Origin of the sequence: Halobacillus seohaensis (assembly GCF_042663045.1) — a bacterium.
Lineage (GTDB): Bacteria > Bacillota > Bacilli > Bacillales > Halobacillaceae > Halobacillus_A > Halobacillus_A seohaensis.
Map to the genome: position 1 here is coordinate 25473 of NZ_JBHSZV010000053.1, position 26759 is coordinate 52231.

20 protein-coding genes are annotated in these 26759 nt (G+C 39.5%); 7 read left to right on the forward strand and 13 right to left on the reverse strand.

What is annotated here, in order from left to right:
* Positions 1-298 precede the first annotated feature (298 nt).
* The 5 genes from ACFQIC_RS18310 to ACFQIC_RS18330 all read right to left on the reverse strand — a co-directional run bounded on the left by ACFQIC_RS18310 (position 299) and on the right by ACFQIC_RS18330 (position 8194).
* Positions 299-2932 (reverse strand): YfhO family protein, encoded by a 2634-nt coding sequence (locus ACFQIC_RS18310; protein WP_204710243.1) that lies wholly within the window; start codon positions 2930-2932, stop codon positions 299-301.
* Between the two features lie 12 nt (positions 2933-2944).
* Positions 2945-3319, reverse strand: coding sequence for a GtrA family protein (locus ACFQIC_RS18315; protein ID WP_204710241.1), 375 nt, complete (start codon positions 3317-3319; stop codon positions 2945-2947).
* Positions 3267-4259, reverse strand: a complete 993-nt coding sequence (locus ACFQIC_RS18320) for a glycosyltransferase family 2 protein (RefSeq protein ID WP_204710239.1) — start codon at positions 4257-4259, stop codon at positions 3267-3269. The genes ACFQIC_RS18315 and ACFQIC_RS18320 overlap by 53 nt, the downstream gene beginning before the upstream one ends.
* A 1416-nt stretch (positions 4260-5675) precedes the next feature.
* A complete protein-coding gene (locus ACFQIC_RS18325) occupies positions 5676-7277 on the reverse strand; it encodes an ABC transporter permease (RefSeq protein ID WP_204710237.1) in 1602 nt (533 codons plus the stop codon).
* Positions 7277-8194 carry an ABC transporter ATP-binding protein gene (locus tag ACFQIC_RS18330; protein WP_204710235.1) on the reverse strand — a complete coding sequence of 306 codons (918 nt, stop codon included), beginning with the start codon at positions 8192-8194 and terminating at the stop codon, positions 7277-7279. Before ACFQIC_RS18330 ends, ACFQIC_RS18325 begins: the two co-directional genes overlap by 1 nt.
* 158 nt (positions 8195-8352) lie before the next feature.
* Between ACFQIC_RS18330 and ACFQIC_RS18335 the strand changes: the two genes are divergently transcribed.
* The 6 genes from ACFQIC_RS18335 (at position 8353) to ACFQIC_RS18360 (ending at position 13782) form a co-directional block, all read left to right on the forward strand.
* Positions 8353-8940 (forward strand): TetR/AcrR family transcriptional regulator, encoded by a 588-nt coding sequence (locus tag ACFQIC_RS18335; RefSeq protein ID WP_204710232.1) that lies wholly within the window; start codon positions 8353-8355, stop codon positions 8938-8940.
* Between the two features lie 449 nt (positions 8941-9389).
* Entirely contained in the window at positions 9390-10469 is a 1080-nt protein-coding gene (locus ACFQIC_RS18340) for a DNA alkylation repair protein (RefSeq protein WP_204710230.1), read from the forward strand.
* Positions 10470-11450: 981 nt separating this feature from the next.
* Positions 11451-11636 (forward strand): hypothetical protein, encoded by a 186-nt coding sequence (locus ACFQIC_RS18345; protein ID WP_204710228.1) that lies wholly within the window; start codon positions 11451-11453, stop codon positions 11634-11636.
* 190 nt (positions 11637-11826) lie between these two features.
* On the forward strand, positions 11827-12201 hold the full coding sequence (locus tag ACFQIC_RS18350) for a GntR family transcriptional regulator (protein ID WP_204710285.1): 375 nt from the start codon (positions 11827-11829) through the stop codon (positions 12199-12201).
* Positions 12201-13073 carry an ATP-binding cassette domain-containing protein gene (locus ACFQIC_RS18355; RefSeq protein ID WP_204710227.1) on the forward strand — a complete coding sequence of 291 codons (873 nt, stop codon included), beginning with the start codon at positions 12201-12203 and terminating at the stop codon, positions 13071-13073. The genes ACFQIC_RS18350 and ACFQIC_RS18355 overlap by 1 nt, the downstream gene beginning before the upstream one ends.
* Before the next feature lies 1 nt (position 13074).
* Positions 13075-13782: a hypothetical protein gene (locus ACFQIC_RS18360; protein ID WP_204710225.1), complete on the forward strand. Its 708-nt coding sequence runs from the start codon at positions 13075-13077 to the stop codon at positions 13780-13782.
* Between the two features lie 459 nt (positions 13783-14241).
* Here the strand turns inward: ACFQIC_RS18360 and ACFQIC_RS18365 are convergent, their stop codons facing one another.
* From ACFQIC_RS18365 to ACFQIC_RS18400, 8 genes are all read right to left on the reverse strand, one after another.
* On the reverse strand, positions 14242-15921 hold the full coding sequence (locus ACFQIC_RS18365; protein WP_204710223.1) for a methyl-accepting chemotaxis protein: 1680 nt from the start codon (positions 15919-15921) through the stop codon (positions 14242-14244).
* A 499-nt stretch (positions 15922-16420) separates the two neighbouring features.
* Positions 16421-17392 carry an L-lactate dehydrogenase gene (locus ACFQIC_RS18370; RefSeq protein WP_204710222.1) on the reverse strand — a complete coding sequence of 324 codons (972 nt, stop codon included), beginning with the start codon at positions 17390-17392 and terminating at the stop codon, positions 16421-16423.
* 494 nt (positions 17393-17886) lie between these two features.
* Positions 17887-18594 carry a LutC/YkgG family protein gene (locus tag ACFQIC_RS18375; protein WP_204710221.1) on the reverse strand — a complete coding sequence of 236 codons (708 nt, stop codon included), beginning with the start codon at positions 18592-18594 and terminating at the stop codon, positions 17887-17889.
* Positions 18591-20018 (reverse strand): LutB/LldF family L-lactate oxidation iron-sulfur protein, encoded by a 1428-nt coding sequence (locus ACFQIC_RS18380; RefSeq protein WP_204710220.1) that lies wholly within the window; start codon positions 20016-20018, stop codon positions 18591-18593. The genes ACFQIC_RS18375 and ACFQIC_RS18380 overlap by 4 nt, the downstream gene beginning before the upstream one ends.
* Before the next feature lie 16 nt (positions 20019-20034).
* Positions 20035-20751, reverse strand: a complete 717-nt coding sequence (locus ACFQIC_RS18385) for a (Fe-S)-binding protein (protein ID WP_204710219.1) — start codon at positions 20749-20751, stop codon at positions 20035-20037.
* Between the two features lie 25 nt (positions 20752-20776).
* The gene (locus ACFQIC_RS18390; protein ID WP_204710218.1) at positions 20777-21484 is read right to left on the reverse strand and encodes a FadR/GntR family transcriptional regulator; all 708 of its coding nucleotides are present in this window, start codon (positions 21482-21484) and stop codon (positions 20777-20779) included.
* A gap of 628 nt (positions 21485-22112) precedes the next feature.
* A complete protein-coding gene (locus tag ACFQIC_RS18395; RefSeq protein ID WP_204710216.1) occupies positions 22113-22277 on the reverse strand; it encodes a hypothetical protein in 165 nt (54 codons plus the stop codon).
* A 42-nt stretch (positions 22278-22319) separates the two neighbouring features.
* On the reverse strand, positions 22320-23906 hold the full coding sequence (locus ACFQIC_RS18400; RefSeq protein ID WP_204710214.1) for an L-lactate permease: 1587 nt from the start codon (positions 23904-23906) through the stop codon (positions 22320-22322).
* 1587 nt (positions 23907-25493) lie between these two features.
* Here ACFQIC_RS18400 and ACFQIC_RS18405 point away from each other — a divergent pair.
* Positions 25494-26246 (forward strand): DUF4397 domain-containing protein, encoded by a 753-nt coding sequence (locus ACFQIC_RS18405; protein ID WP_204710212.1) that lies wholly within the window; start codon positions 25494-25496, stop codon positions 26244-26246.
* Positions 26247-26759 lie beyond the last annotated feature (513 nt).

Here is a 26759-nt window from a genome sequence, read left to right on the forward strand (position 1 = left end):
GGTTCAGTTCATCTCAATATGGTAAGAGGACAAAGGGTAACGATGAGACTCCTGCGGAACAGCGAATCGTTCCCTTGAATCCCATACTCTTGTTCTAACAACGGAACCATGGTTATTTTCGGACTTTCACTCCAGATAACTAAGTTTTAATGGAATAAACTCGACTCCTAATTTGGTAACAATAACCCCTCTTTTTTTAATATAGTATTTCTATTTACATTAGCATAGAAAAAGATAAAGAACGAGAGGATCTCAAGTCGACATTTCATCAAAGCCAACGGTAGATACATTCATTAAACTATTCCTTCGGTTTTGCGGTATCTTTCGAGTTCAGTCTTTTTTGAGAAAACAACCTTAATCTTTGGCGTTTTATAATTAGAATGGCCAAGAGTGTGCTTACGATTGTCAGAATTAAAGATATTTTAAAAAACGGTGGATAATATTGTAGTTGAATATCATTCATCCCTTTTTTTATCGGGAATCCCACAAACGCATAATTCACCTTTTCTAATGGTTGTTTTTTATTGTTTATACGTACTTGCCATCCTCTCTCATAAGGAATCGGCAACATCATATAACGATTGTTATCTTGGTTATTATAGTTAATGGTTAATTTATTGTTTTTCCAGTTTAGCTGGTCTGTTCTAGTAGCATTTTTTTTCGCCGTTTCTAATGTGGTATAGCTTTCGCTGAACAATTTGAGGTCTTTTAAAATGTACTCACCTTTTGGGACACGAATTGAAATTTTATCTGCTTTTGGCACACGAATGGTAAGGTCGTCTACATTGGTTTTGTAAAGAGATTGATTATGCTTTCGTGTTGCTCTGTAGTCATTCACTTTCAATGCAAACCCTTGACTTTTAGCTAAATTTTCAAGATGAAAACTAACATAGTAGTCCTTCGTATCTTTATCGGGTGCGTTGATAACTAGATCAATCCCTCCCTTTTTTCCACTGACAGACAATTTATTATTTTCAAAGGAGGCATCGACCATTTCCATCGATGTCTTATCTAAGATATTAGGAGCATCTGGTATTTCATTGGCTGTTGGGTTCATATTTTCTACAATGACTCCTTCTAGCATCGCCTGCTCTCTTTCTAGAGCATTAGCGTCTTCCATATCTTCCTCAGCATAAACTTGATTTGTCGTGCGGACGAATGGTAATACATTTGTATTTTTATAGACGACATAGTTTTCTAATTTCAAAATTTCCTTAAATCCATACGGTATTTTTGCTGTATCATCCTTTTCTTTCATCATATATTTACCTTGCAACAGGCTGTATAAATTCGCACGACTGCCAAGGGTTGCGTATCGACTGACACTTTCCCGTCCCGTGTTAATATTTAAGTCATATAAATAAAAGAACAGTAGATGTCGATTTAAGATACTAGAATATACACTCATACCATTAAAGTCTTGAACGATTGGCGTATTATTTAAGTAGCCAATTTTCCAATCGATCCGGTAAAAGGGACTAGATTCTCGATCTTCAATTTTTTGCAATAAATTACGTTGTTCCTCTCCATTATAGTCATCACTTTGCAAATAACTTTGAGACACTTTATGAACGTTACCCATTTCCGAAATCACATATTGCGTAAGGTTTGCGATCACTATACAAGTTAGTAAAACCCCTGCATGCAAGCAGAAATACCAAGTTTTATTACCTCTCCAAATAAAACCTATCACTAACGTTAGAATTAAAATCATAATAAGAAACGTTCCAATGCTTTCGGTAGAAATGAATTCAATCGTCCTGTCCGTGAAAAAAAAGACAAGATATGTAGCAATCACCATAATACAAGCTATTATGACGTTCTTTTTACTTATCTTGTTGACATATTGTAAACCTATCGATACAACTCCACCAATCGTAAAAGACAATAAGTATTCCCAACGGTACTGAGGTGCAGAGAAACCATTAAAGGCACTTGCCACAAGCGGACTAAAATGCAGAAGAATAAAAAAAACACTAAGCAAAGCAAATAAGCCAAATGTCACAATTTTATATAAAGAGAATGTGAAAATAAATAATAGAAATAGTGCAGGCACAATAACTAAGCGACTGGTAAACAAAATGTTATCCGAAAAGTCAACGATTTCAATAGGGAATGAATAAGCTGGCCTGTGGTTATTTAAGAAACTGTAAATAGCCGGAATAAATCCTACAGCACTTATACCTGATCCAGTTAGACCACTAATAACAACTAATTTAAATTGTCTCCATCTGCTTACTTCATTAGCATCCAAACGGATCATTAAGCGGAAAGCGAAGTAAATTAAAATGAAAATGAAACTAACATAAGCAAAGTAAAAATTGTTAAATAGCGTCAACGCCACAGCAAAAATAAACCATCCGACTTTTGCTTCCCGCATGATTTTTTCTATTCCTAAAACTAGTAGTGGTACCCAAATCATAGCATCAGCAAAAAATTCCCAATAGGTTACATGTCGATAATATATGACCGATAAACTATAAACACTCGCCCCTACAAAAGCAGCTAACCAGCGACTTTTCATATAACGAAAAACATAGGTTGTTAAACATAGAATAAGAGTCATCCGGCACACGCTTATTAACACTGCCGCCTTCGCCCAAAACACGATATCTGGCCTTCCTATTAAATGAAGTGATTCTAATAAAAAAGTAACAGCTGTTGTGAGAATGAAAACTAATGAGGTAGAGAAATAAAAAGCTAATTGACTATACGTCCCTCCTCCTAAACCAAATGAATAGGAGTAGAAGAAACTCCCACTTGTATATTGCTCGTAAAGCAGTTTTTTAAATGTGACCATTTGCTGTAAGCCGTCGTTTGGTCCTACCATGTATTGCCCCTCGATCCATTCTTTTAAAAAGAACAAGTGGGCAAGGACAGCAAGAGTAAGGCTGGCTATAATAAGGATTAAAAAATCACGCTTTTTATTCATATTAAATCCCCGCTACTTTTTTAAGATTTTTCCGGTTATTATAAAAGTTAGTGGAACGGTTATGAACACAGATAAGATCGGGGCTGTTGTACTATCCATGCTGAAATGTTCAACAAACAAATACACAAATAATGAGGATACGGCGATGTTAAACAGCTGTGTTAACGGAAATTGCAAAAACTTTGATAACGTAGGTTTCACCTTAAACGTAAAATAAGCATTTAAGAAAAACGAAATAATGAAACTGATTAAAAACCCAATGATATGAGCCACCATATAATTAATTTCCATAGTTACATGTAAAAGTAAATACATAATGTAATAATTAAATGTATTAATAATCCCCACTACGATAAATCTTATAAATTCCTGACTGTTTGTTTTCATCACTTTCTCCACTTTTTATATTCGTCTCCTGTATTAGATAATGAGGTCGCTTTTTGGTTTCATAGTAAATTCTTCCGATATATTCACCGATTACACCAAGGCTAAGCAATTGAATACCACCTAGTAAAAGAACAGCGGAAATTGTTGTGAAATAACCATGTGCCACGATACCGTTGTTCATAATCAAAAATAAATGAACAAATATATAAATAAGGGATAATAATAAAATTAAGCTTCCCGTATAAAAACACATTCTGAGCGGACTATTATTAAAAGAAATAGCACCATCAATACCATAATTCAATAATTTGGAAAAAGCCCATTTTGTTTTTCCATTTTTCCGTGCGACATTATCATAATTAATAATTTTCTGGCTCAAACCAATCCAAGAAAACAATCCTTTAGAAAATCGACTACCTTCATTCAATGTTAATAACGAATCGACGGCTTTTCGGCTCAGAAGTCTAAAATCACCCACACCATTCCTTATGTCCACATCGACAAATTTATTAACCAGGCAATAATACAGGGAGGAAAAGCACGAACGCAGCCAACCATCCCCTTTTCGATTACGCTGAGCAATAACTTGATGATACCCTTCTTCGAATCCCTCAATAAAAGGTTTGATTAAGGAACAGGGATGCTGTAAATCTGCATCCATTACAATTACGGCTTCCCCTTTAACATGTTGAAAGCCAGCTAAAAGCGCTACTTCTTTTCCAAAATTTCTAGTGAACGAAATATATTTCACTTTTGAACTAGAGAATACGAGTTTCTTTATACGAAATAATGTATCGTCCGTGCTGCCATCATTAATAAAAAGAATTTCATAATCATAATTGAGATCTTCAAACTCCCTATCCAACGCTTTATAAATGAGTTCAATATTACCTGCTTCATTAAAAGATGGAATGATAAAAGAAATAAGTCGAGCTGTCATTTTTGCACCTACTTTATGTTATCTGGATAAAGACTAAAATAATAACTTTAATACTTATGCTCGACCTAATGAACAAATATTATACAATGTCCTTTCACTTTATAATTTATTCTATCAATTTAGAAATTTGCCACACCTCACCGCTGAATTTCGGCCAATAAAAAACACCCATCCTCCGCTATTTTATCAATACAGCAAAGGCAAGGTGCTTATCTCATTCCGTTAAATCCCCAGATTGTTGAAGACTAAACTTTGAGACATTCCGGTGGTTTCCGTTACAAAGGATGGTGTTTGAAGGTCCGGGAAATCACTCGCTTTCCTGAGGAGAACGAAAACATCTTCACGTGAGCAGAAGCTTCATACGTGAGAATCGTGTGGGGTGGTGATGCTCTCTATAGCATAGGTAAGACACATTCTCCTATGCCGGGGGGTTCGTTCATTTCCACCCCTATCCCTATAATGAACCACCATGATCTCGGAATGAGCCTTCCTTCCAGATAACTTACCCGCTAGTACAAGCGATAGCAACAGTGCAGCTATAGCCCCAGATTATGAAAGACTCAACTTCAGATATTCCGTTGGTTTCCATTACAAAGGATGGCGTTTGAAGGTCCGGGAAATCACTCGCTTTCCGTGGGCATGAGGTGAGCTTCCTCAGGCTACTCCTTGCGGGATCTCACCAATCATGTTCATCCCACTGGAGTCTTGCAATTTCCCGGACCTTTTTGCTTTTGTAGGGAGAACGGAAGTATCAGATGTGGTGCTTCAAATGAAAAGCATTCCTTATGAGTGAGAATTGTGTTGGAGGGTGATTTCTACCATCGCTTAAAGCCCCCGATTATTCAATAAAAGAGTGGCGATTCCGTTGCTTTTTATCGGAGCATGGGGGAAGGGGACCCTTTTTATGAAAATCGGGGGTGCTGTGTGAATATTGCCATTGAAATGATCCACTTCTGCCATTAATAGATCCTGTACTATTGATCATGTAATATAAAATCAGAAGAGGTGGTGATGGAAGGCATACACACTAGGTAAGCTCCTGACTGCTCTTTATGGACTGAAATTATTACCACAGAGGCTTTAATTAAATAGACCATCACACCCATTTTTAACAACTTACCTAAGTGCTCATAGATATAACAGATCCCTCATACTTTAGCAAAAACGGAGAACAGTATGATTCCATAGAAACATTCGGCAAGGGGCGGTGGGGAAGGGGGAGACTCCAGTGGGATACGCGGGTTAGATGAGACCCCGGAAGGCGCCAGCCTGAGGAGGCTCAGCGCACGCCCACGGAAAGCGACTCCTTCCCCACCGCCCCTTTCTCCACACCATGCTTCAACAATCCTGCTGAGTTAGAATCTAATTGGGTACTTTTTCAAACTCTGAGAGAATACGAGATTCCTAATTGTTACATTAGTTTTCTATATCACGCTTCTTAAAACCAATAAAGCCTGCAGCAATCAGAGCAACAGCAAGTACGCTTAATAGAAACATTGGCATAAACGTCACTTCCTCAATAGGCGCATCAGGAACATAACCAAACGGGGAAAGTTTCCCTACCCATTCTGGAAATTGAAACATACCTCCCAAATATAGAACAATAAATGAATAGAAAACATATAACCAAATAAGGTTTGTAAGTTTTGGCAAGAAACCGAAAAGTAATACTGTAATACCAATCATCACAAGGGTTGCTGGATAATAAGCTAGTGCAGCACTATAGATCGTACCGAAACCCAGACCTTCCTCCATTACTGCTGCACCAGCAGACCAAAGCCCAATTGCGGCAAGGGAGAGCATCACAAAACCATTGAGAACCGATAAGATTAAATATCCACCTAAAAGCTTATGACGTGACACAGCCCTCCCCAGCAAATGATCAATCCGTTCCTTTTTCTCTTCCCCTCGCAATTTATTAATTGCCACAAGAGGAGGAATCGTTGCCATCAGCGCGATCACTAACATTAACATTGGAATAAACTGCTCGGTTAGTGAAACACCTTCAACAGGTTTGAGCATTTGTGCCATCATTTCATTACTATTAAAAAATGATTCCATATCACCTAAAACAGAACCATAAGAAGCACCCAGCACATACATACCAATAGCCCAGGCTATCAATCCCGTACGTTGTAATCTAATAGCAAGACCTAGTGGACTTTGCAAAAAGCGCGAGGCATACTTCCTTCCTGGTTTCGAAGGTAAAAAGCCACTTTCGAGATCACGAATGGCGTTCAAATAATTGGCAATACAAAACAGAAGAAACGAAACACCAATCAATAACACAATAGGCCACCAATTGTTGGAGGAATATACTTCCGCCTTCGTAACCCAGCCTAACGGAGAAATCCAGGATAGCGCTTCATTACTCACGTCTCCAACAGCACGGATAAGATAACTAAAAAGTAATACTGTAATGGATAATCCAAGCGTCCCACGTGAACTTTCTGATAGCTGAGCGAAAATCGCCGTCACACCCGCAAAAAACAAACTCGTTGCACCTAAAGTCGTGCCATAAAGTAATGATCCCGTAAGATCTAAACTTTCTATTCCCAGTGCATATAAACCTATACCTGTTATTAGTGCTAAAGCCACACTTGTACCGCCTACTACAATTAAGGTTGCATTGAGATAGGAAAGCCGACCGACTGGCAAGGAACGGACCATCTCAATGCGTCCATCTTCCTCATCTGCTCTTGTATGACGAATCACAAGGAAAATACTCATTAATCCGACAACAACAGCCGTTATAAGTAACATTTGATGAGCTGTCATCGCCCCGATGGTGTAATTATCTAAATCACCGGGACCAACCATAGCCGTCATCGCTGGGTTAACCATTGTTTCTGCCATACCATCTCTTTCCTGCTGTGTTCCATATAAGTTCATAAAAGAATTGGGTACGATTAACGTAAAGAACGTTAAACCAATTAACCATAACGAAATTCGAATGCGATCGAGTCGGATAATGAATCGGGATAACTGACCTGTTTTTGCAACTGCATCCTTAGCCATTAGTTTACACCCCCAGCTCCTGTATCCGTGGATTTCTCGGTTCCCTCATAATGACGCATAAATAAATCTTCCAATGCAGGTGGAGCACTTTCCAATTTAACAATGCCAAACTGACTAATATGTCGGAGGACATGCTCCATTTCATTCGAATCCACTTGGAAGGATAGTGCTTGATCTTTTTCTATTATTTCATGAATCCCATTTAATTCATGTAGCTTTGTTATGGGCTGCTTTGTCTGCACAAGCATTTGAGTTCGGGTTAAATGACGAAGCTCATTCAAGGAACCCGTTTCAATGATCTTACCTTGGCGAATGATACCAACCCTATCGCATAATTTTTCTACTTCAGATAAAATATGGCTGGACAGCAACACACTTTTCCCTTGCTTTTTCACGTCCATAACACAATCCTGAAAAACCTGTTCCATTAATGGATCGAGACCTGAAGTTGGTTCATCTAATATATATAAATCTGCATCCGAGGAAAAAGCAGCAATTAAGGCGACTTTTTGCCGGTTTCCTTTTGAGTAAGTTCGACACTTTTTGGTTGGATCCAAATCAAATTTCTTAATCAATTCTTCTCTTCTGCTTTTATTATTGGATCCACGTAATTTCACAAATAAATCTATGACTTCCCCACCTGTTAAATTAGGCCATAAATTCACATCTCCTGGGACATAGGCCACTCGTTTGTGGATTTCCACCGCATCATCCCATGCATCCTTCCCAAAAATCTTCACTTCTCCATTTGTTGGCTTTAAAATACCGAGCAACACACGGATTGTCGTTGATTTCCCCGCTCCATTAGGACCAATAAATCCAAATACTTCTCCACTTTTCACTTCAAAATTAACTCCATCCAAAGCAGTAAATTTCCCAAATTCTTTCGATAGATTGTTTATTTTTAATAAGCTCATTTCAATCCTCCCCTTTGGTTGGAAATTCAAATTATGAAATTTATACACCATCATAGTTCATAATATATAAAAATTAACAAAATTACAATATGTTTTGAAATGGATTATTTGTTTTATTTCATATTTTTTATTAAACTAAAGAACGAGGTGAAAGATATATGGACGGATTCCAACGTCGTAGAGAACTCAAAAAAACTGAAATATTAAAAGCAGCCTTAGATTTATTTATGAGTCACGGTGTCCAAAAGGTTTCGATTGCGGAGATCGCCAAAAAGGCAAATGTATCCCAAGTAACCATTTATAATTACTTTGAAAGTAAAGATAATTTAATCCATGAGACAATTATTTTTTATGTAGATCAAGCATGGTTGGAAGCAAAAGAGGTCATTAATAGCGATATGCCTTTCCCAGATAAAATAAAACAGCTTATCTTTAATAAAAAAGAAACAGCCAATAATATACATGAAGATTTTTATCTTTATTTTATGAAGGAATATACATCTGGCTTTAGTTATATAGAAGAATTTTACGAGAAAAAGGCAATCCCACAGCTTACTGAATTATTTAATGAAGGAAGAGAGAAAGGTTTCATAGATCCTGAACTCTCGAACGAATCTATTTTATTTTATGTTCATATGATCCAAGAATATATGCAGCGAGAGGATGTTTATGAGAAGGTTTTACCATATACCGAGGATATTACTAAGCTTTTATTTTATGGAATCACCGGAAAAAGTAATAATTAGTTAGGAACAACATTATGGTTCCTTTGTTGAATCGAATAGGCCACCGAAAATTCAAGTGATTTAGTCAAATGAAAGAAACCTTGTAAGGAAGAAGGATTGAATTCTAATCGTTTCATTTGTTTCCCGGCTGTTTGAAGGTCTCCTGTACTATTTTGATATTAGGGGTGAATTCCACAGCTCTCAGAGTATTGACTATATACACACTGCTAGGATAAAGATAACGCGCCGATATATAAGCCCTTCTGTTATTTACTTTATCTTCATGGCGTTGACACTATCTAATTACATCATGGCTTCTTTCTAAACCCGAATATGTTTCACGTGAAACGTTTTCATTTATATATTTATAACTTTATTCAAAATATTTTCGCATTAAGAGATGAAGTTGTTATCTTCCTTTGAAATCCTATACTATTGAATTAACACGTTATGAAAAGCAGGTGCTGATGATGACAAAAGTAAAAGAAGTCTATAACAATGAACTTATTGAAAAACTAGCTAGTTCTCTTCACGGTCAAAGTTGCGAATTTAATAAAGAACTTTTCATAAAACTTGTTTATTCCAATGATTGGGATCAGCTTGAATTTAAACAGAGAGTACGCCGTTTATCTACGTCCATTCATGAGGCCCTTCCCCTACCTTACATAAAGTCCTTAGAGGTTATTAAAAGCGCGGCACCTGAGTTTAAAGGGCTGTCTAGTATTATTTTTCCTGATTACATTGAGCAATATGGTTTGCATGATTGGGAGGAATCCATGGTGGCTTTAAAGCAAGTCACACAGTTTTCAACTTCAGAATTTGCTGTACGTGCTTTTTTACTAAAGGATCAAGATCGGATGCTTCAGCAAATGTACAAGTGGTCGGAAAGTAATAATGAACACGTAAGGCGCCTGGCGAGTGAAGGTTCCCGTCCCAGACTTCCTTGGGGACAATCTGTTCCGTCACTTAAGAAGAACCCTGAGCTACTCCTCCCTCTATTAAGGAAATTAATGGAAGATCAATCGCTTTATGTTCGAAAAAGTGTAGCCAATCACTTAAACGACATCTCGAAGACCCACCCTGAACTTGTGATCACCATGTTAAAACAGTGGCAAGGGCATAATGAACGATCAGACTGGATCCTCCGCCACGCAAGCCGCACACTTTTAAAGCAGGGAAATCACCAAGTCTTAAAACTATTCGGCTATGATTCAAGTGAATTCCTTCATGTAGACCAACTTATTCTTAAGAACCATTCTATATCAATTGGGGAGAGTCTATCTTTCTCTTTTCATGTTGAATCCGAGGCCAAAACAAAACTTCGGGTTGAATATGCGATCGATTATGTAAAAAAGAATGGAAACCGAAATCGTAAAGTTTTCCAAGCAAGTGATACTAAGGTTAGTAAAGGTGATAGAAAATACTACAGCCGACATCAATCATTTAGAAATATGACGACTCGCAAACACTACCCTGGAACCCACACACTGTCGATTATAATCAACGGTGTGGAAAAGGCCAGCTGTGATTTTGAACTGAATGACTCTTAAACTAAAATATAAATAAGACGATCGTTGCCTCTGTTCTAAAAAGCAACTTGATTAAACACTATGCCTTAACAAACACTGAAGTTTGTTAAGGCATATTTTATTTATTCATGCATTCCTGTATTTGGATTTAATCCATGTATGAAATGGCAGTATATTTTTTGTATAAAAAGACCTTCAATATATCACAAATGTATTAAATTGTGTATGATGAAGATCTTTTGATGACGTTTGTTAAAGTAAAGCCCAAGATTTGTTTAATAAAAAAGAATGGCCGTTCCGTTGCTTTTCATCGGAGAATGGGGGAAGGGAAACCTTTTTGTTAATATTGCCATTGAAATGATCTACTTGTGCCCAGAAATTGATCCACTTCTGCCATTAATAGATCCTGAAAATAAATTCAGAAACAGTCTTCACAAGGAGAAGTGGTGATAAGCTCCTAACTGCTGTTTATATACTGTAATTATTACCACAATGGCTTTATGTCAAGGCCCTTAATAGGCAGGTTTATTTTAAATAGACCATCATACCCGTTTTTTAATTACTTATCTAAGTAGCTCAATAGATATAACAGATCTCTCATACTTTAGCAAAAACGGAGAACAGTATGATTCCGATGGAAATATACGGCAAGGGGCGGTGGGGAAGGGGGAGACTCCTGTGGGATACGCGGGTTAGATGAGACCCCGGAAGGCGCCAGCCTGAGGAGACTCAGCGCACGCCCACGGAAAGCGACTCCTTCCCCACCGCCCCTTTCTCCACACAATCATCTCGGAATCGAATCTTCAACAATCCTGCCCTTATATGGTTACCTCTCCATTCATTTAAATACTCATTTATTTATAACACTTATCTAATAAACATGCTGCCAAAACCTGCAAAGAATAAATACCATATTCATGCATTCCTATCTTTTGTTTATTTTTCTATTAAACAGTGCAGTATTAAGGTAACAGGTTATCAATAATAGTGGAGGGGTTTCACATGGATACGGATTCAAAACAAGATATCATGATTGGTATTTTAACTGGGATCATGCTAGTTGCTGGATTTCGGTTAGGATTGGATCTCACTAATCATACGATGATCAGCATTGTCATTGCTTTAATTTTTGGTTTAGGGACTCGGTTTGTTTCTCAATTTTTGTTAAGAAGGTTAAGTTCACAATAATTATTCATGCAATGAGGATGACAATCGCTTAGGCTATTGTCATCCTCATTGCATGATCAGAATCTATTAAATTTACTTCGCATACCTCCTTTCCATAAATCCATTTCTTTCTTGACGAATCACACATTTAGTATTATGGTTATATACATAACTATATAACCATATAACAGAGGATTAAGGTGGTGATTTCCTGTTGCGGCCATTTGATGATAAAAAACCAATTTTTTTACAGATTAAAGACCGAATTGAAGACCAAATCGTGAACGATCAGCTTAAGGAACAAGACCAAGTTCCCTCAACCACCCAGTTAGTCAATTTTTATAAAATTAACCACGTGACTGTGGCAAAAGGTATGAACTTACTCGTAGATGCTGGGATTATTTATAAAAAACGAGGCGTAGGTATGTTTGTTGCTGATGGCGCAAAAGAAAAGTTAGTAGAGCAACGTAAGGAAGCTTTTGTAGACGAATATGTCGTACCTATGCTGCAAGAAGCCGAAAAATTAGGGATAACCGAACGTGAGTTGACCGCATTTATGAAAAAGGTAAAAGGATGTGATCAGTAATGACGCTAAATGTAGAATTTAATAACGTCTCGGTAGATTATAAAAAGTTTAGTGCACTTCATGATATTACATGCAGACTTGAAGGTGGCAAGATTTATGGATTAATTGGAAGAAATGGCGCTGGAAAATCAACACTTCTTTCTTTATTAGCATCCTATCGTGAGCCAACAGGGGGTAATTTGAGAGTTGCCGGCGAAGATCCGTTTGAAAATACATCAATTATGGCACAGGTCAGTTTTATTTATGAATTTGATTACAGTGATGAAAGTGAAAAGGTAAAAGGAATGCTAGAGGCCGCTTCACGTTATCGTCCACACTTTGATATCGATTATGCCATGGAGTTAGTTGAACGATTTAATCTTCCGCTAGATAAGCCAATCAAAAATTTATCCAACGGTATGCAGTCCTCCCTTAATGTGACTCTCGGTTTAGCAGATCGCTCTCCTATTACCATTTTTGATGAAGCTTATTTAGGAATGGATGCACCAACGAGAGAAATTTTTTATAAAGAGGTGTTGGAGGATCATGCAAGACACCCGCGTACGATGATTCTATCTACTCACCTTGTGTCGGAAATGGATTATTTGTTTGAAGAAGTGATCATGATTCATAAAGGCAAACTATTGCTTCATAAACCGTACGATGAATTAATTGAACGTGGAGCCTCGATCACTGGAGCGTCTTTGCAGGTTGATGAATTTGTCCGTAATTTAACTCAACTGAATAATCAACAACTTGGCGACACAAAATCAGTTATGGTTTACGGAGATTTATCTGAAGAAAAGCGGGATGAAGCCAAGAAAAAAGGGTTAGACGTTGGACCTGTATCGTTGCAAGATTTATTTATTCATTTAACTAGTGAGGAGGTTTAAGATGAAATCAATTTCAAATATTCCTAAAATCACACTTGATATGTATTGGTTTAATATGAGATCTGCCCTCTGGTTCAGCATATCCGTATTTATAGTCTATATCTCATTGCGTTATTTTCTAGGTCATGAGATAGGGAATGAGTTTCAACAGAACTTCTTTAGCTTTGCTTATCAACCATCAAAAATTTATATGCTTATTATGGGCATTCTTTCGGTTTTTGCGTTTCTAACTTTTTATATACGACATGGTGTTACTCGGAAAGATTACTTCATTGGGACGGCCCTATCTTCTCTAGGTATTTCAATTACGTTATTAATCATTATGGGGGGAATGGCAGCTGTCCACCAAATGTTTGCAACTACAGATACAATTATGCTCTTTGGTGAAGATACTTCCTGGCTCACTGCCGTTCTTGCTTTTGGCTTGAATGTTTTTATGTACTATATCGCAGGTTGGCTGATTGGGGCTGGATTTTATCGTCTTGGAGGTTTAGGTGGAACAGCATTTATCCTTCTGGCAATTGGTTTTGTAGCAATGGTTGATAATCTTTGGGAATATGAATTGGGAACACCTGTAAAAATTTTAACAGGGATTAATTTAGATGAAATGCCCCTTTATATTTCGTTCATAGGGACTTTACTTCTCATCGGACTTGCATTGTGGATTGTTCGTGTATCGACGAAAAGAATAGTTATTAAGATGAAATGAGAGACGGGTTCAATAGCACTTGTTTTAACAAGATGATATAAAAACTTGTCCTCCGCATAATGGATAGGTTAAAGCAAACACCTGTAAAAATAAGTATAGAGGTTGTGAAGCAATATAATTAAGCTAACGGGCAGGATTATGTAATAACACGCTTTCAATAGCTAGCCGTTCCGTCATTAATATGAGAAGAAGGGGTCGGGGAAATAGCTCGCTTTCCGAACCACCTTTCTCTAATGAAATAACGGAACCGCCATTTTTTTATTCCACAATCGGGAGGCTTTCGTTGAATAAGATAAGAAAAAGAAACGCTCTGAGCTTTTTCCCCTCAGAGCATTTTTGCTAATTATAATGTTTTTTACCTTGTCAATTAAGTTGGTGATTCTGTTGTTGTCTTACAATCTAATTGCAACTTTGCACTTCAAAACCGAACACGTTACCTCAGTAGAGAACACCCATGTCTTAGACTTTAAACTGACTGACCTGTTTAGTTAACTGTTCGGATAGCTGTGCTAATTCATCTGCACTGTGAGATACTTCTTCCATCGAACTATTGGACTGTTGAGCAGATGCAGCAGCTTGCTCGACCCCTGCGGCTGACTCCTCAGAAACGGATGCAATCTCTTCTATTGAAGCATTCATATCGTTACTATTTCCTACAATGGTTTCTAAGTTAGTTGAAATGCTTTGTACCTTATTGACCACCTCAGATACGGATGCATTAATCGTTTCAAAAGTTTCACCTGTAACTTCAATTTGTTTTGTACCTTCGCCCACTTCTTTGTATCCGTGCTCAAGGGAATCAACCATAGTACCTGATTGAGACTGAATGTTCTGTACAATTTCGGTAATATCTCCAACAGAGTGAGTCACCTGTTCAGCAAGTTTTCTAACTTCATCAGCAACTACCGCAAATCCTTTACCGTGTTCTCCGGCTCTTGCCGCTTCGATCGCTGCATTTAGTGCTAATAAATTTGTTTGTTCAGCAATACCCTCAATCACCTGTACAAGTTTTGAAATTTCTTTGGATTGTTGATCTAATCCTTTTACTTTTTCAACTGCATCTTTAACGATTTCATCAATGTTATGCATTTGTCCTATCGATGTTTTCATCAATTGTCTTCCTTCTTCTGTCATGGAAAGAACTTCAGTTGTCGTTTCGGAAACAGATTTCCCATTTCGATTTGCTTCTACAATTTGCTGAACAAATTCACTCATTTTATCCGTTAAGTCGGTTGCCCCATTTGCCTGGGATTCTGCGCCTGCAGAAAGTTCCTGCATGGTGGAAGCAATTTGATCACTGCCTTCTTTTACTTCATTCGCCGACTGAGTCAACTCTTCACTCTGGCTAGAAACACGATCAGACGTATAAGATACGTGATGAATCACTTCATTTAGTGATCGCTGCATTTCGTTAATCGCTTCAGCAAGCTGGCTAACTTCATCCTTAGATTTTACGATAATTTCATCTTGGCTTATATCGCCTTCTGCAATTTCCTTCATACGATCAACAACTCTTTTGATAGGCTTCGTTATGCTATTAGCCATGAGAAGAGCTGAAACAATGCCAACTATAACAACAGCAATAGAGATTATTATACCGATCGTCACCATATTCTCACCACTTTGAAGAACAGTCTCTCCCTCTTCCTGAATCATATCCTCTCTTGTTAATGCCATCTCTTCAAATCCATCCATCACTTCACGACCTAATGGCGTGACAGTATCTTCTAAAGCAGCTAATGCCGCCTCTTCATTACCGTTGTCGTAATTTGTAAATACTTCACTTTCTACAATCTCTCTCCATTCAACACTTCTTGCCACCAAATCTTGGGCTTGTTCTGAATCTGAATGGGCTAGCAGATCTTCTTGAATACCTTTACTCTCCTCAGTATATTCATTAAATCTTTCTAGATAGCTTTGGTCACCAAATAGAACATAACCCCTAGTTAATGCAATTCGTTGAGCTAGATTAAACGCCAGTTTTTCGTCAGCGATCAATAAAGGTAACTGCTCATTAACAATATTTTCCGTGTCTCCATTTGATTTAGAAGTAGCAAAATAATTAAATCCAGCTAAAATAACAGTTAATAGTATAACTGCGGAAAACCCTAGTAAAATCTTAATCCGTATACTTTTCATATGTCTCCCCCTAATAACCTCAGTAGATTCTAATCTCTGTTGCTCTTATATCGGCTAAAAGATACATTTTTGAAGGTTTAGTAGAACTTTATAACTATTATATTTGTCCCCTGTAACGGATTAGGATCTAAATTAAAAAACATCCCTACTTTTCAAAAGTAAAGATGTTTTCAGAAAAAATAACGATCACAGACCTTATACCTTTCCTTATTAGGGGGATGATGGTGTTTTATCTTTAGATGACTAAAAAATCAATTTTTCTCATTATTAGATTTGGATAACCTATTCGATTCAGTTACTAACGGTTCCGTTTATCTCGATGGGGTAAGAGAGGGAAAGCGAATCACTCTGCTGAGACATGGTGCCGTTCCAAACTTAATCCATTAATGGAAACCCAAAAAAAGACTATGATCCCCTGCCAAATGCAGAAACATAGTCTTTTCAAATTCTATCAATATGTGCGAACTGGCTCAAATCCATGGATAATAGCTAATAAAAGTCAATCCTTCAGCTTCTCAAGGGCAGGATTCATAGTCTCTTTTAACGTTTGAATACTGTGGTCAAATTTCTGCTGTTCTTCATCTGTTAACTCCATTTCTAAAATTTCACGAACTCCTTGTCGGTTAACGATCGTCGGCACCCCAGCATAGACGTCATGTCCACCATATTCTCCATTTAAATTCGCGCTAACAGTGAGAATGCTATTTTCATTTCCAAGAATGGCTTTTGTAACACGGACGAGACTCATAGCTATTCCGTAGTGGGTTGCACCTTTTTTCTGGATAATATGATAGGCTGCATCTCTCACATTTTCAAACAGATCCTTAAGGTCTTCAGCACGATAAGCATCCTTCATTTCTATATATTTAGAAATAGGTACACCGCCAATCGTTGCATGACTCCAAACAGGAAGCTCTGTATCTCCATGTTCGCCAATAATATATGCGTGGACATTTTGCGTAGCGACATTAAAGTAGTCACTTAGCATAAAGCGAAACCTTGCCGTATCTAAAGTGGTTCCACTGCCAATCACCCGTTCTTTAGGCAGTCCACTAAACACTTGGGTTGCTTGAGTTAATATATCCACAGGGTTTGTTGCAATTAAGAAAATCCCATCAAATCCACTCTTCATTACGTCGCCAACAATACCTTTAAATATTTTCATGTTTTTCTCAACGAGGTCTAAACGGGTTTCCCCTGGCTTTTGGTTTGCTCCTGCACAAATACAAACAATGTCAGCATCTACACAATCACTATAATCGCCATACCAAGTATTTGTTGAAGAAGGAGAGAAAGCTTTCCCATGATTTAAATCCATTGCATCACCAATTGCTTTTTCTTTATCTAAGTCAATAATCACTAATTCTTCGGTAACAGCTTGGTTTATTAACGCAAAGGCATAACTGCTACCTACAAGACCTGCTCCTATTAATACAACCCGATTAACTTTTTCTTTTCTAGGCGTTTTCATAGTGACCACTCCTATCAGTATGTTTGTGAATCACTTCACATTTATATTGTGCAACAATTCACAAACTTTATCAACCTTTTTTTGAAAAATCTCTCTGTTACATAAAATAATGGCGGGGCTATGGAACTAAAATCCCCATGAAAATGTTTCACGTGAAACATTTTTTTATAAGAAGGTACTCCATTTCTCCTATAGCGAAGCAAGAACGCCTAAATAAATACGACGAATCACTTTCATTGTTGAGCGACTTCCTATCTGATGACAAATTTCAAAGAAGGCATGGACCTGATTCAATTAGTATTTTCAGCAACCATTCCTTCAAGTTGACCACGACCATGTCTTCCACCATGGTAGCCTTGTTCTCTCAATTTAAAGTGGTTATGTACCCTCCATATGGCATGGGGGAAGGTCCCCCGACCCCATTCCTCTGTTTTCATTACGGAACCGTTCTTCACTCGGGAAAATACTTACATTAAGGTTTTACAAAGCATCAGCTACATATCCTCTACGATAATATATGTGGCCTTCACGGGACCATGCACTCCAACGATCAAATTCATCTCAATGTCAGCGCTGTTACTCGGTCCTGTGACAAAACTTACACACGACGACACAGGGTTTCCTTTCAATTCTTCTGAATGAATCAGATGGCCAGCTTGGGTCATACGCTGAACGAGTGTGTTTTTTGGAATAATAGCAATAAATGTCTCAGGTAACAGGCTAATCGAACGGCCATTGTAGCGATCGTTAAAGAGCGCCACGGTTCCCGATTCTGCAAGCGTTAGGTCGCTAAACACAATGCCCGCTCCTGCTTTTTCTGCAAAATTGACGTTCTGGCGTCCTTTATGTTCATCCCATATATGGACATCATATCCTTCTAGACCTAATTGCTTGTAAAACTTGCCCATACCACTTTCTAGATTACGAGGGCCACCTGCCGCTACTACCCGGTGTGCACTATACCCGTCAAGTACTGTATAAACGGTTTCTGGCAGTGTCTCAAGCGTTGCTTTTTCAATGCTTGTATGGATTACCTGGCACTGCTTTTCTAATACATCAACAAGTTCATCTGCTGTCGCGCCAGCTAGCACACGTTCCTGCGGTTTTACCGAATACGTTGGCGATTCGACCTGTGTGCGCCTTGGACGTCCAAGCTGCTCTGCTACCCCATCTAAAAAACTTTCGCGGTGGTGGATTGTCATTCTTTTGGCCTCCTCTTTTCTCGTTCTTTGTACCAGTTCCGGAAATTTTGCCGAGCAGGAGCCGGGAAATCTCGGGACGCTGTCCATCCCTTTAGCGGTCCTGGACCATTTTTGATGAAGTCATCCTCAGTCCATGGCTTAAGAGCCGTATGTGCCATTTTTGTACTCAGCTTGTAGGCAGCTGAAGTTGAAGCCCATTTAGCATAGCCTTTCATCATTATGCCCTCGGCTTTTGAACCCATGTTTTCTCGTTCCACAATAATTTCACGATGCCGAATCAAGTGTTCATGGAGTGGAATCTTCACTGGGCATGCCTCTGTACATGCGCCACACAATGTGGAAGCATATGGCAAGTCCTTGTGATCTTCATAACCATCAAGCAATGGAGTGAGCACAGCGCCAATTGGTCCCGGATAAATAGAGCCATATGAATGACCGCCGACGTGTCGATAAACTGGACACGCGTTTATACAAGCTGCACAACGAATGCAATGCAATGCGGATTGAAATTCCGTTCCGAGGATTTTCGAACGACCATTGTCAACGATAACCAGATGGAAGTCTTCTGGACCGTCCACTTCATCTTCTAGTCTCACACCCGTTAATGCGGTAATATAGCTTGTTAACTTTTGCCCCACTGCCGCACGGGTTAGCAAACTAACGACAACCTCAAGATCCTCCCATGTTGGGACAATGCGTTCCATGCCCATTACTGAAATTTGAGTCTCAGGCAATGACGTGGCCATCCGCGCATTCCCCTCATTTGTAACCAGCGTGACAGCGCCAGATTCAGCGACCGCAAAATTGCAACCTGTCACACCAATATCAGCAGAAAGGAAGTCCTTTCGCAGTTGTTCTCGAGCAAACGCTGCCAACTCCACTGGATCATCCGTTCCTGTATAACCCTTTTTCTCTACGAACGTCTCACGAATTTGTTCTTTATTTTTGTGTAGGGCTGGGGTGACGATGTGAGAAGGAAGATCTTCATCCAGTTGCAAAATCCATTCCCCTAAGTCGGACTCCACCACTTCACATCCACTTTCTTCTAGCGCTTCATTTAAGCCAATTTCTTCAGTGACCATCGATTTTGATTTGACGATTTTTTTCGCTTCTTTTTCGCGGGCGACTTTCTGAACGTATTGATTCGCTTCCTCTGCTGTTTTTGCAAAAAAGACGTTTCCACCGCGTTTTTCCACTTGTTCACTCAACTGGTGTAAATAATAGTCAAGGTTCTCCATCGTATGGCTACGAATCTCTTCACCAAGTGTCCGCCAGTCTTCCCAGTCGCCAAGCTCCTCTGCCGCTTTTAGCTTTCCTGAACGGAACCGCCCTTGAGCTGAAGAAACGGCTTGGCGCATAAACGTATTGTCGATGCCATCCTGAATCCGTTCTGCATACGTCTTTTTGCCAATCTTTATGCTCACATCTTTCCTCTCCTTTCTACTGACTGTTTAATACTTGAGCAATATGGAGAACTTTGACATCCTGATCGTTACGCCGCAAACGTCCACCCATGTTCATAAGGCAGCCCATATCACCACCAATTAAATATTGGGCTTTCGTCTCTTTGATATGCTGGCTCTTTTCTTGCACCATCTGCCCAGAGATTGCAGCATTTTTCACTGCAAACGTTCCACCAAATCCACAGCAATCTTCTTTTAAAGGAAGATCAATAATCTCAAGACCCTTTACATTTTCGAGTAAAATTTTCGGTGCATCTTTGACTCCAAGCAAGCGCGTCATGTGACAGGATGGATGGTATGTGGCCGTTCCTTGAAAAGTTGAACCAACGTCCCTTACACCTAAGACATCAACGAGAAACTGCGTCAGCTCATACGTCTTTTCATATAAGTCTTCTGCACGCTCTTTCCATTCCTGATCATCATGAAACACCTTTGAATACTCCCTTAACATATGGACACACGAACCCGATGGCCCAACAACATACTCACTTGCTTCAAATGCTTGAATCATCTGCTTCATTGCCTGCTTTGCTTCTTTTACATACCCACTGTTATAGGCCGGTTGCCCACAGCATGTCTGTCCCTCAGGGAACTCTACCTCACAACCAAAACGCTCAAGTAACTCAACCGTATCTTTTCCGACTTCTGGCGTAATCGTGTCACACAAGCACGTAATAAATAGAGAAACTTTCACCTTTCCACCTCTCCCTTTTAGTTGACTACAACTCTAAATAAACTGCTAACAACTGTTCTACATTAGCTAAATGCTCATACATCGCCTGCCGTGCCCGTGTCTCATCACGATCAGACACCGCTTCAAAAATCTTCCGGTGCTCTTTAAGCAGCCGCTCTGCCCCTTCTTCTGTATGAAGGAGTTTCCGTGTTTCCCTCATCGCCTGTACCATAATATCTGCCACACTTTTCATCAGTTGGGTAAGCATTTGATTATGGGTTGCCTGAACGAGAGCAACATGGAAATCAAGGTCCGCCTGCTCTCCAAGTTCACCATGCCCCTTCGCCTCTTCCATCGCAACTAAAGCGTCCTCCATCGGCTTTAAGTCATCCTTTGTATAATGATGCGCCGCTGATTCAGCAGCTCCGACCTCAAGAATATGACGGACCTCAAGCAAATCCTTCAAGTCATTACGTGTCATTAAAAAAGCAACTGATACAGGCAGCGAAAACCTCGTTGCATCGAAAGCCTTCACATATGTTCCCTCGCCTTGATACATTTCTAAAATCCCCATTGCCCTTAGTGCACTTAACGCCTCGCGAATCGCCGACCTGCCAACATTAAAGCTCTTTGCCAAATGCTCCACGCTATCAAGCTTATCCCCAGGCTTTAACTCTCCTTTTTTTAATGAATCTAGCAGCACATCAGCTACCTGTTCATAAATTTTCTTAGAACGAACTGGTTGATATTCCATGATGACGATCTCTCCTACCTATTAAACTATGGTCATCAGATGACCTGATTTATATAATTGTAAGCCTTTTCAGTGAGAATTACAAGCATTTAAAAAACTGCAGAGTACTTCCATAACGAGTTAAATATATAGATTGTGGACGATTACAATTAAACTAACGAAACCGTATTGTTGAAGACTTGAATTCGAGATGTTTATGTGAATGTAGGGGCTGCGGGAAACGGTTCGCCCCTTTACCATATAAGTGTCTCGATAGCCCTTCAAGAAAAGGCAGCCATTCCTAAGTTTGCATGCAAATCTTGATAGCGGGCGGTCCTATTAAAATCCTTGATATAGAGAGGTTCATTGCAATAGAACACGGATAGTGGAAGATGATCCTTCTGGGAAAGGGGTTCGTTTCTCACACATCGAATGGGGGCTTGGGAACCTCCCCGTTTACTAGCCACCCACTCCCATCTATGAATAGCCTACAATTTGAAGAACCCATTACTGAGGTTTCCGTCTGCCTCACAATGGCAAGGAGGTCCGGGAAATCGCGAGACTCCACTTTTAAAAGCGGAGGCGCCTTGGTCAGCGGCGTATGGACTTTAGTTGAAGAAGAAAATATAAAGAAAAACGGTTGGATATTTTAATATCCAACCGTTTTTTCTTTACCAATTGTAATGTTATTTAGTATGTTAATTGGTTCCATAATTCTGTTGCTATTTTTCCCTCTACATATGTTTTTGTACTCCATAACCGAACTATTTAGTACTTCCATAAACAGTTTTTCGTAAAATGTAACTAAAGCCAACCTATCTTCCTTCTCATTTGAAATAGACCTACTTGACTGGTTTTACATGAATAGGCTAAGCAGCAGTGCCACAACCCCTGCTACAGCTCCATACAATAATGCAGGACCGAGCGTTTTCCGAATGATGTCGCCCTCTTTTCCAGAGAGGCCAACAACAGCACCTGCTGCCACAACATTATGAACACAAATCATATTACCTGCAGAAGCACCAATCACCTGAAGAGAAAGAACCGTATTAACATCAAGTCCTGTTCCATGTGCGATAGTGTATTGAATTGGAGAAAACGTTAATGTTGAAACCGTCGCACTTCCGGTAATGAAAGAACCTAACTCCCCTAAAAATGGAGCAACAAGCACCCACATGGGCCCAAAACTCCCCGCTAACGTTTGTGCAATGTATTCAGGCATGCTCATAAGATCGACTCCATTGAAGCCTGAGTTTGTGAACACTTGAACAAGAGCAAGCGTAGCAATAAGTGCAACCGCTGCATCCTTCATTGATTGAACGGATTCTTTAGACGCTTCCGCAAAATGACGGAAAGAAGTACGTTGTAAAACAATCGCTAGTAATGCAGCTACGACGAGTACCGCCCCCGGTGAATAAAGGACCTCCCAACTTGACGAAATCCCTTCTACTCCAAGTATGTTAGTCCACGTCAAATCAATCCAGTTCATCGTGGCATTTTTTACGAAAGGAATAATTCTTGTCACCAATAATAAAGCCACAATAATTAAGTAGGGGGACCATGCCATAAGCAGTGACATAGAAGGTTGCTCCTCTACTTTCACTGCGTCATCAGACAAAGCATCTTTCCATGCTGATTTTGGTAAAAGGAATCCTCTCTTAGCAGAAGTCGTTGCCACAACAAGACCAGTAAGCGAAGCTAATATTGCGACAAACTCATGACCAAATAACGTTGCATATATAAAAGCAGAAGTTGTATATATAATCCCGACAAAAAATGCCCATGGAAATAATTCAAATGCATCCTTCATGCCTTTCTTTTTACCAAAAAACAATGTTAAAACAACCACTAATACGAAAGGAATAAATGTCCCCGTAAATAAATCCAAGAATGCCACTTGTGCGCCAATTTCTTGATATAACGGGACACCAGCATTCGGTAAGTTGCTCAACCCTATTTGAATCGGTGTTCCAACAGCTCCATAAGAAACAGCCGAACTATCTGCAATCAAGGCTAGCGATGCTGCTGCCATTGGCGTGAAACCAAGAGCTACCATCAATGGGCCAGTTACCGCAGCCGGCGTACCAAACCCAGACGCTCCTTCAATAAGTGATCCGAACAAAAAAGCAACGATGATCACCTGCACACGCATATCTGCGGAAATACTACGGAACCCTTGATTGATCCGATCCACAGCCCCCGTCCGCCTAAGCGTATTCAACAGTACAATGGCCCCAAATAAAATAAATAAAATTGTTAGCGTTTTATGTGTTCCTTGTAGAACAGAAGCAACGATGACCTTCCCATCCATCCCCCATACAAAAAATGCTAAAGTAAGAACAATTAAAGCACTCAAGAACATTCCTTTTTTTGCTGACATTCTTAAAAGAACGAGAAAAACGAACGGTGTGATGATTGCACTAAACGCTACTAACAACAGCATAAAAACCCCTCCTATTGCACTATTTCCTCTCATGGAACGAAAGTCATCAGATGACCTGATTAATTTCATTGTAATCCTTTTCATAAAATAAGGCAATTAAATAGGAATTAGTAGTTTCAGATATTGATTTACAGTATGGGAGTGTTGATTGGATAGAGTCTCTGCTCACTTTCCACGGACGAAAGTAGCAGGAAGCGAACTTACTGTTATATATCCATCACTAATGTAAGTCGTGCGTATGACAGATAAGGAACTTTAAGCTAATCGTTTTGGAATTTAAAAACTTTATATTAAAACTGCGGAGTGATTTGATACTATTCTAGGTTTCTTTTAGTTATTCACTCGAAGATTAACTTTTTAACACCTGTGAAACAAAATTCAGACTTGTTTAAAGCACATACCAAATCAATGTTAAAACAAGTATAGAGGTGGTGAAGCAATGTACTTAAGTTAATTTGGCAGGATTGTTGAAGACTAGATTCCTAGATGATTGTGTGGCTGTTCCGTCATCGGTATGAGAGAAGAGGGACGGAACATCTACGAATCTAAGAAGTCGGCACGTAGCTCTTGTTATAACAGCATATTTATCCTCTATTTTCATTATGGAGGCCCTTATTCGGGTCCGTTTGTGATCAAGCAGAGAGGGGCGGGAAAAGCGGACTAGACGAGCCCCACAGAGCAAAGTGAGGCCAAGTCTTTACAAAGAAAAATACAATGAGACCACCCACTATATCAGTGATCCCATCGACTTTGCCTTCTTTATATTGATTGATTTAGTTATTGTTCTCTTATATTACGTTTTTCAGTTGCCTTAGCAAAGCTCGAGAAGACTCGGCGTCTGCCCGTAGAAAGCGAGTCGTTTCCCATCCCCATTCTCCGATGAAAAGCAACGGAGCCACCATTCTTTTATTGAATAATCCGAGGCCTTAAGCGATATGCATGAAAGCACCTTCCAGCACAATTCTCACTCATAGGGAATGCTTTTTCACTTGAATCACCGCATCTGATGTTTCCGTTCTCCTTACGAAAGCAAGAAGGTCCGGGAAATCGCAAGACTCCTGTGGGATGAACATGATCGGTGAGATCCCGCAAGGCGTAGCCTAAGGAAGCTCACCTCATGCCCACGGAAAGCGAGTGATTTCCCGGACCTTCTAACGCCATCCTTGGTATCGGAAACCACCGGAATATCTGAAGTTGAGCCTTTCATAATCTTGGGCTATAGATGCACTGTTGCTATCGCTTGTACTAGCGGGCAGTTATCTCTAAGGAAAGCTCATTCCGAGTCATGGTGGTTCGCACTTGAAGATGTTTCCGTTCTCCTTACGAAGCAAGAAGGTCTGGGAAATCGCAAGACTCCTGTGGGATGAACATGATCGGTGAGATCCCGCAAGGCGTAGCCTGAGGAAGCTCAACACATGCCCACGGAAAGCGAGTGATTTCCCGGACCTTCTAACGCCATCCTTTGTAACGGAAACCATCGGAATGTCTCAAAGTTGAATAAGATAGTTAAAAAGTTCCTAGGACAACATCCCAATTTTCATCCATAGAATAGGCTAATGAGGGTAGTTTTAGAAAGGAGTTCAACAAATGTATCATCATCAAAATTCGGATCAACTAGCATGGGAAGCTGCGAAATACGATTTGAAGGCAAACTATTATAAATACACCAACCCTCAAAAGCATATCTATTATTATCAAAAGCATCTCGAGTGCATACAGAGACTTATGGATGAACGCCAGAACGGGATGCCTGGGATGAATGGAGAAACGATGGTTCGCGTCCTTCACGCGTCCCCCAATGCACAGGCAGTCGATATTTATGTAAACGGTCAACAAATTTTACAGGGCGTTTCTTATAAACAAAGCAGCGAGTATTTAAGGGTACCTGCTGGTCAATATCAAATTGACATCTACCCTGAAGGCCAAACCAAGAAGCCTATATTATCACAAATGGTTGAAGTCGAGTCTGGCAATATGTATACAGTAGCCGCTGCAGGAACAGTTGATAACTTACAGCTGATTCCTGTCATCGATAGCGAAAGCGTATCACCAGGAAAAGCAAAGATTCGTTTCTGGCACTTGTCACCGAATGCACCATCTGTTGATATCGCCATTAAAGGAGGCGAGGTCCTGTTTAGAAATGTGCCATTCGGAAAAGCAACGCGATACCTTACTTTATCACCAACAACAGCTGATTTAGAAGTACGTGCAGCTGGTTCCAATCAAGTCGTGTTAAATGTTCCAAATGCAACATTAAATCCTAACCAGGCTTACACTGCTGTTGCCGTCGGTTTTACCGAACAGAACCCTCAACTAGAGGCCATATTTATCAAGCCTTAAATAGATTTAAAACATGGGTCATTACTTGTAAGTAGTTCGGTTTTGGGGTGCCAAAACGTATTTAGAATGGAAATTAGCAACAGAATTATAGAACCGATTAACGCACTAGATACATTACAATTGGTAAAGACAAACGCTCGGATATTAAAATATCCAAGCGTTCTGTTTTATATTTTCTTATTAAACTAAAGCCCTAGATTATGAAATACTCAGCTTCGAGACATTCCGGTGGTTTCCGTTACAAAGGATGGCGTTTGCCTCGAGAATCGTGTGGGGTAAGGCTTTATTCTATAGCATAGATACGACGCATTCTCCTATGCCGGGGGTTCGTTCATCCATGTCGAATGGGGTAGGAGGTTTGCCAGTTCCCCGCAGGAAAGCGAGGTGTTTCAAAGCCATCCCTATCCCTTATATGGTAACGAACCCCCATGATCTCGGAATCGTTCGTAAAACCTGAACTTTAACCATGATATTAGCACTCGTTTTAACATAAGAATTCAAGTGATGACAATA

Coding starts and splice junctions, on each gene's coding strand:
- ACFQIC_RS18320 (WP_204710239.1), bottom strand. CDS start 4,259: ATGACAGCTCGACTTATTTCTTTTATCATTCCATCTTTTAATGAAGCA.
- ACFQIC_RS18330 (WP_204710235.1), bottom strand. CDS start 8,194: ATGAGCTTATTAAAAATAAACAATCTATCGAAAGAATTTGGGAAATTT.
- ACFQIC_RS18405 (WP_204710212.1), top strand. CDS start 25,494: ATGTATCATCATCAAAATTCGGATCAACTAGCATGGGAAGCTGCGAAA.
- ACFQIC_RS18315 (WP_204710241.1), bottom strand. CDS start 3,319: ATGAAAACAAACAGTCAGGAATTTATAAGATTTATCGTAGTGGGGATT.
- ACFQIC_RS18365 (WP_204710223.1), bottom strand. CDS start 15,921: ATGAAAAGTATACGGATTAAGATTTTACTAGGGTTTTCCGCAGTTATA.
- ACFQIC_RS18375 (WP_204710221.1), bottom strand. CDS start 18,594: ATGACAATCCACCACCGCGAAAGTTTTTTAGATGGGGTAGCAGAGCAG.
- ACFQIC_RS18400 (WP_204710214.1), bottom strand. CDS start 23,906: ATGCTGTTGTTAGTAGCGTTTAGTGCAATCATCACACCGTTCGTTTTT.
- ACFQIC_RS18345 (WP_204710228.1), top strand. CDS start 11,451: ATGGATACGGATTCAAAACAAGATATCATGATTGGTATTTTAACTGGG.
- ACFQIC_RS18325 (WP_204710237.1), bottom strand. CDS start 7,277: ATGGCTAAGGATGCAGTTGCAAAAACAGGTCAGTTATCCCGATTCATT.
- ACFQIC_RS18335 (WP_204710232.1), top strand. CDS start 8,353: ATGGACGGATTCCAACGTCGTAGAGAACTCAAAAAAACTGAAATATTA.
- ACFQIC_RS18310 (WP_204710243.1), bottom strand. CDS start 2,932: ATGAATAAAAAGCGTGATTTTTTAATCCTTATTATAGCCAGCCTTACT.
- ACFQIC_RS18340 (WP_204710230.1), top strand. CDS start 9,390: ATGACAAAAGTAAAAGAAGTCTATAACAATGAACTTATTGAAAAACTA.
- ACFQIC_RS18355 (WP_204710227.1), top strand. CDS start 12,201: ATGACGCTAAATGTAGAATTTAATAACGTCTCGGTAGATTATAAAAAG.
- ACFQIC_RS18390 (WP_204710218.1), bottom strand. CDS start 21,484: ATGGAATATCAACCAGTTCGTTCTAAGAAAATTTATGAACAGGTAGCT.
- ACFQIC_RS18370 (WP_204710222.1), bottom strand. CDS start 17,392: ATGAAAACGCCTAGAAAAGAAAAAGTTAATCGGGTTGTATTAATAGGA.
- ACFQIC_RS18360 (WP_204710225.1), top strand. CDS start 13,075: ATGAAATCAATTTCAAATATTCCTAAAATCACACTTGATATGTATTGG.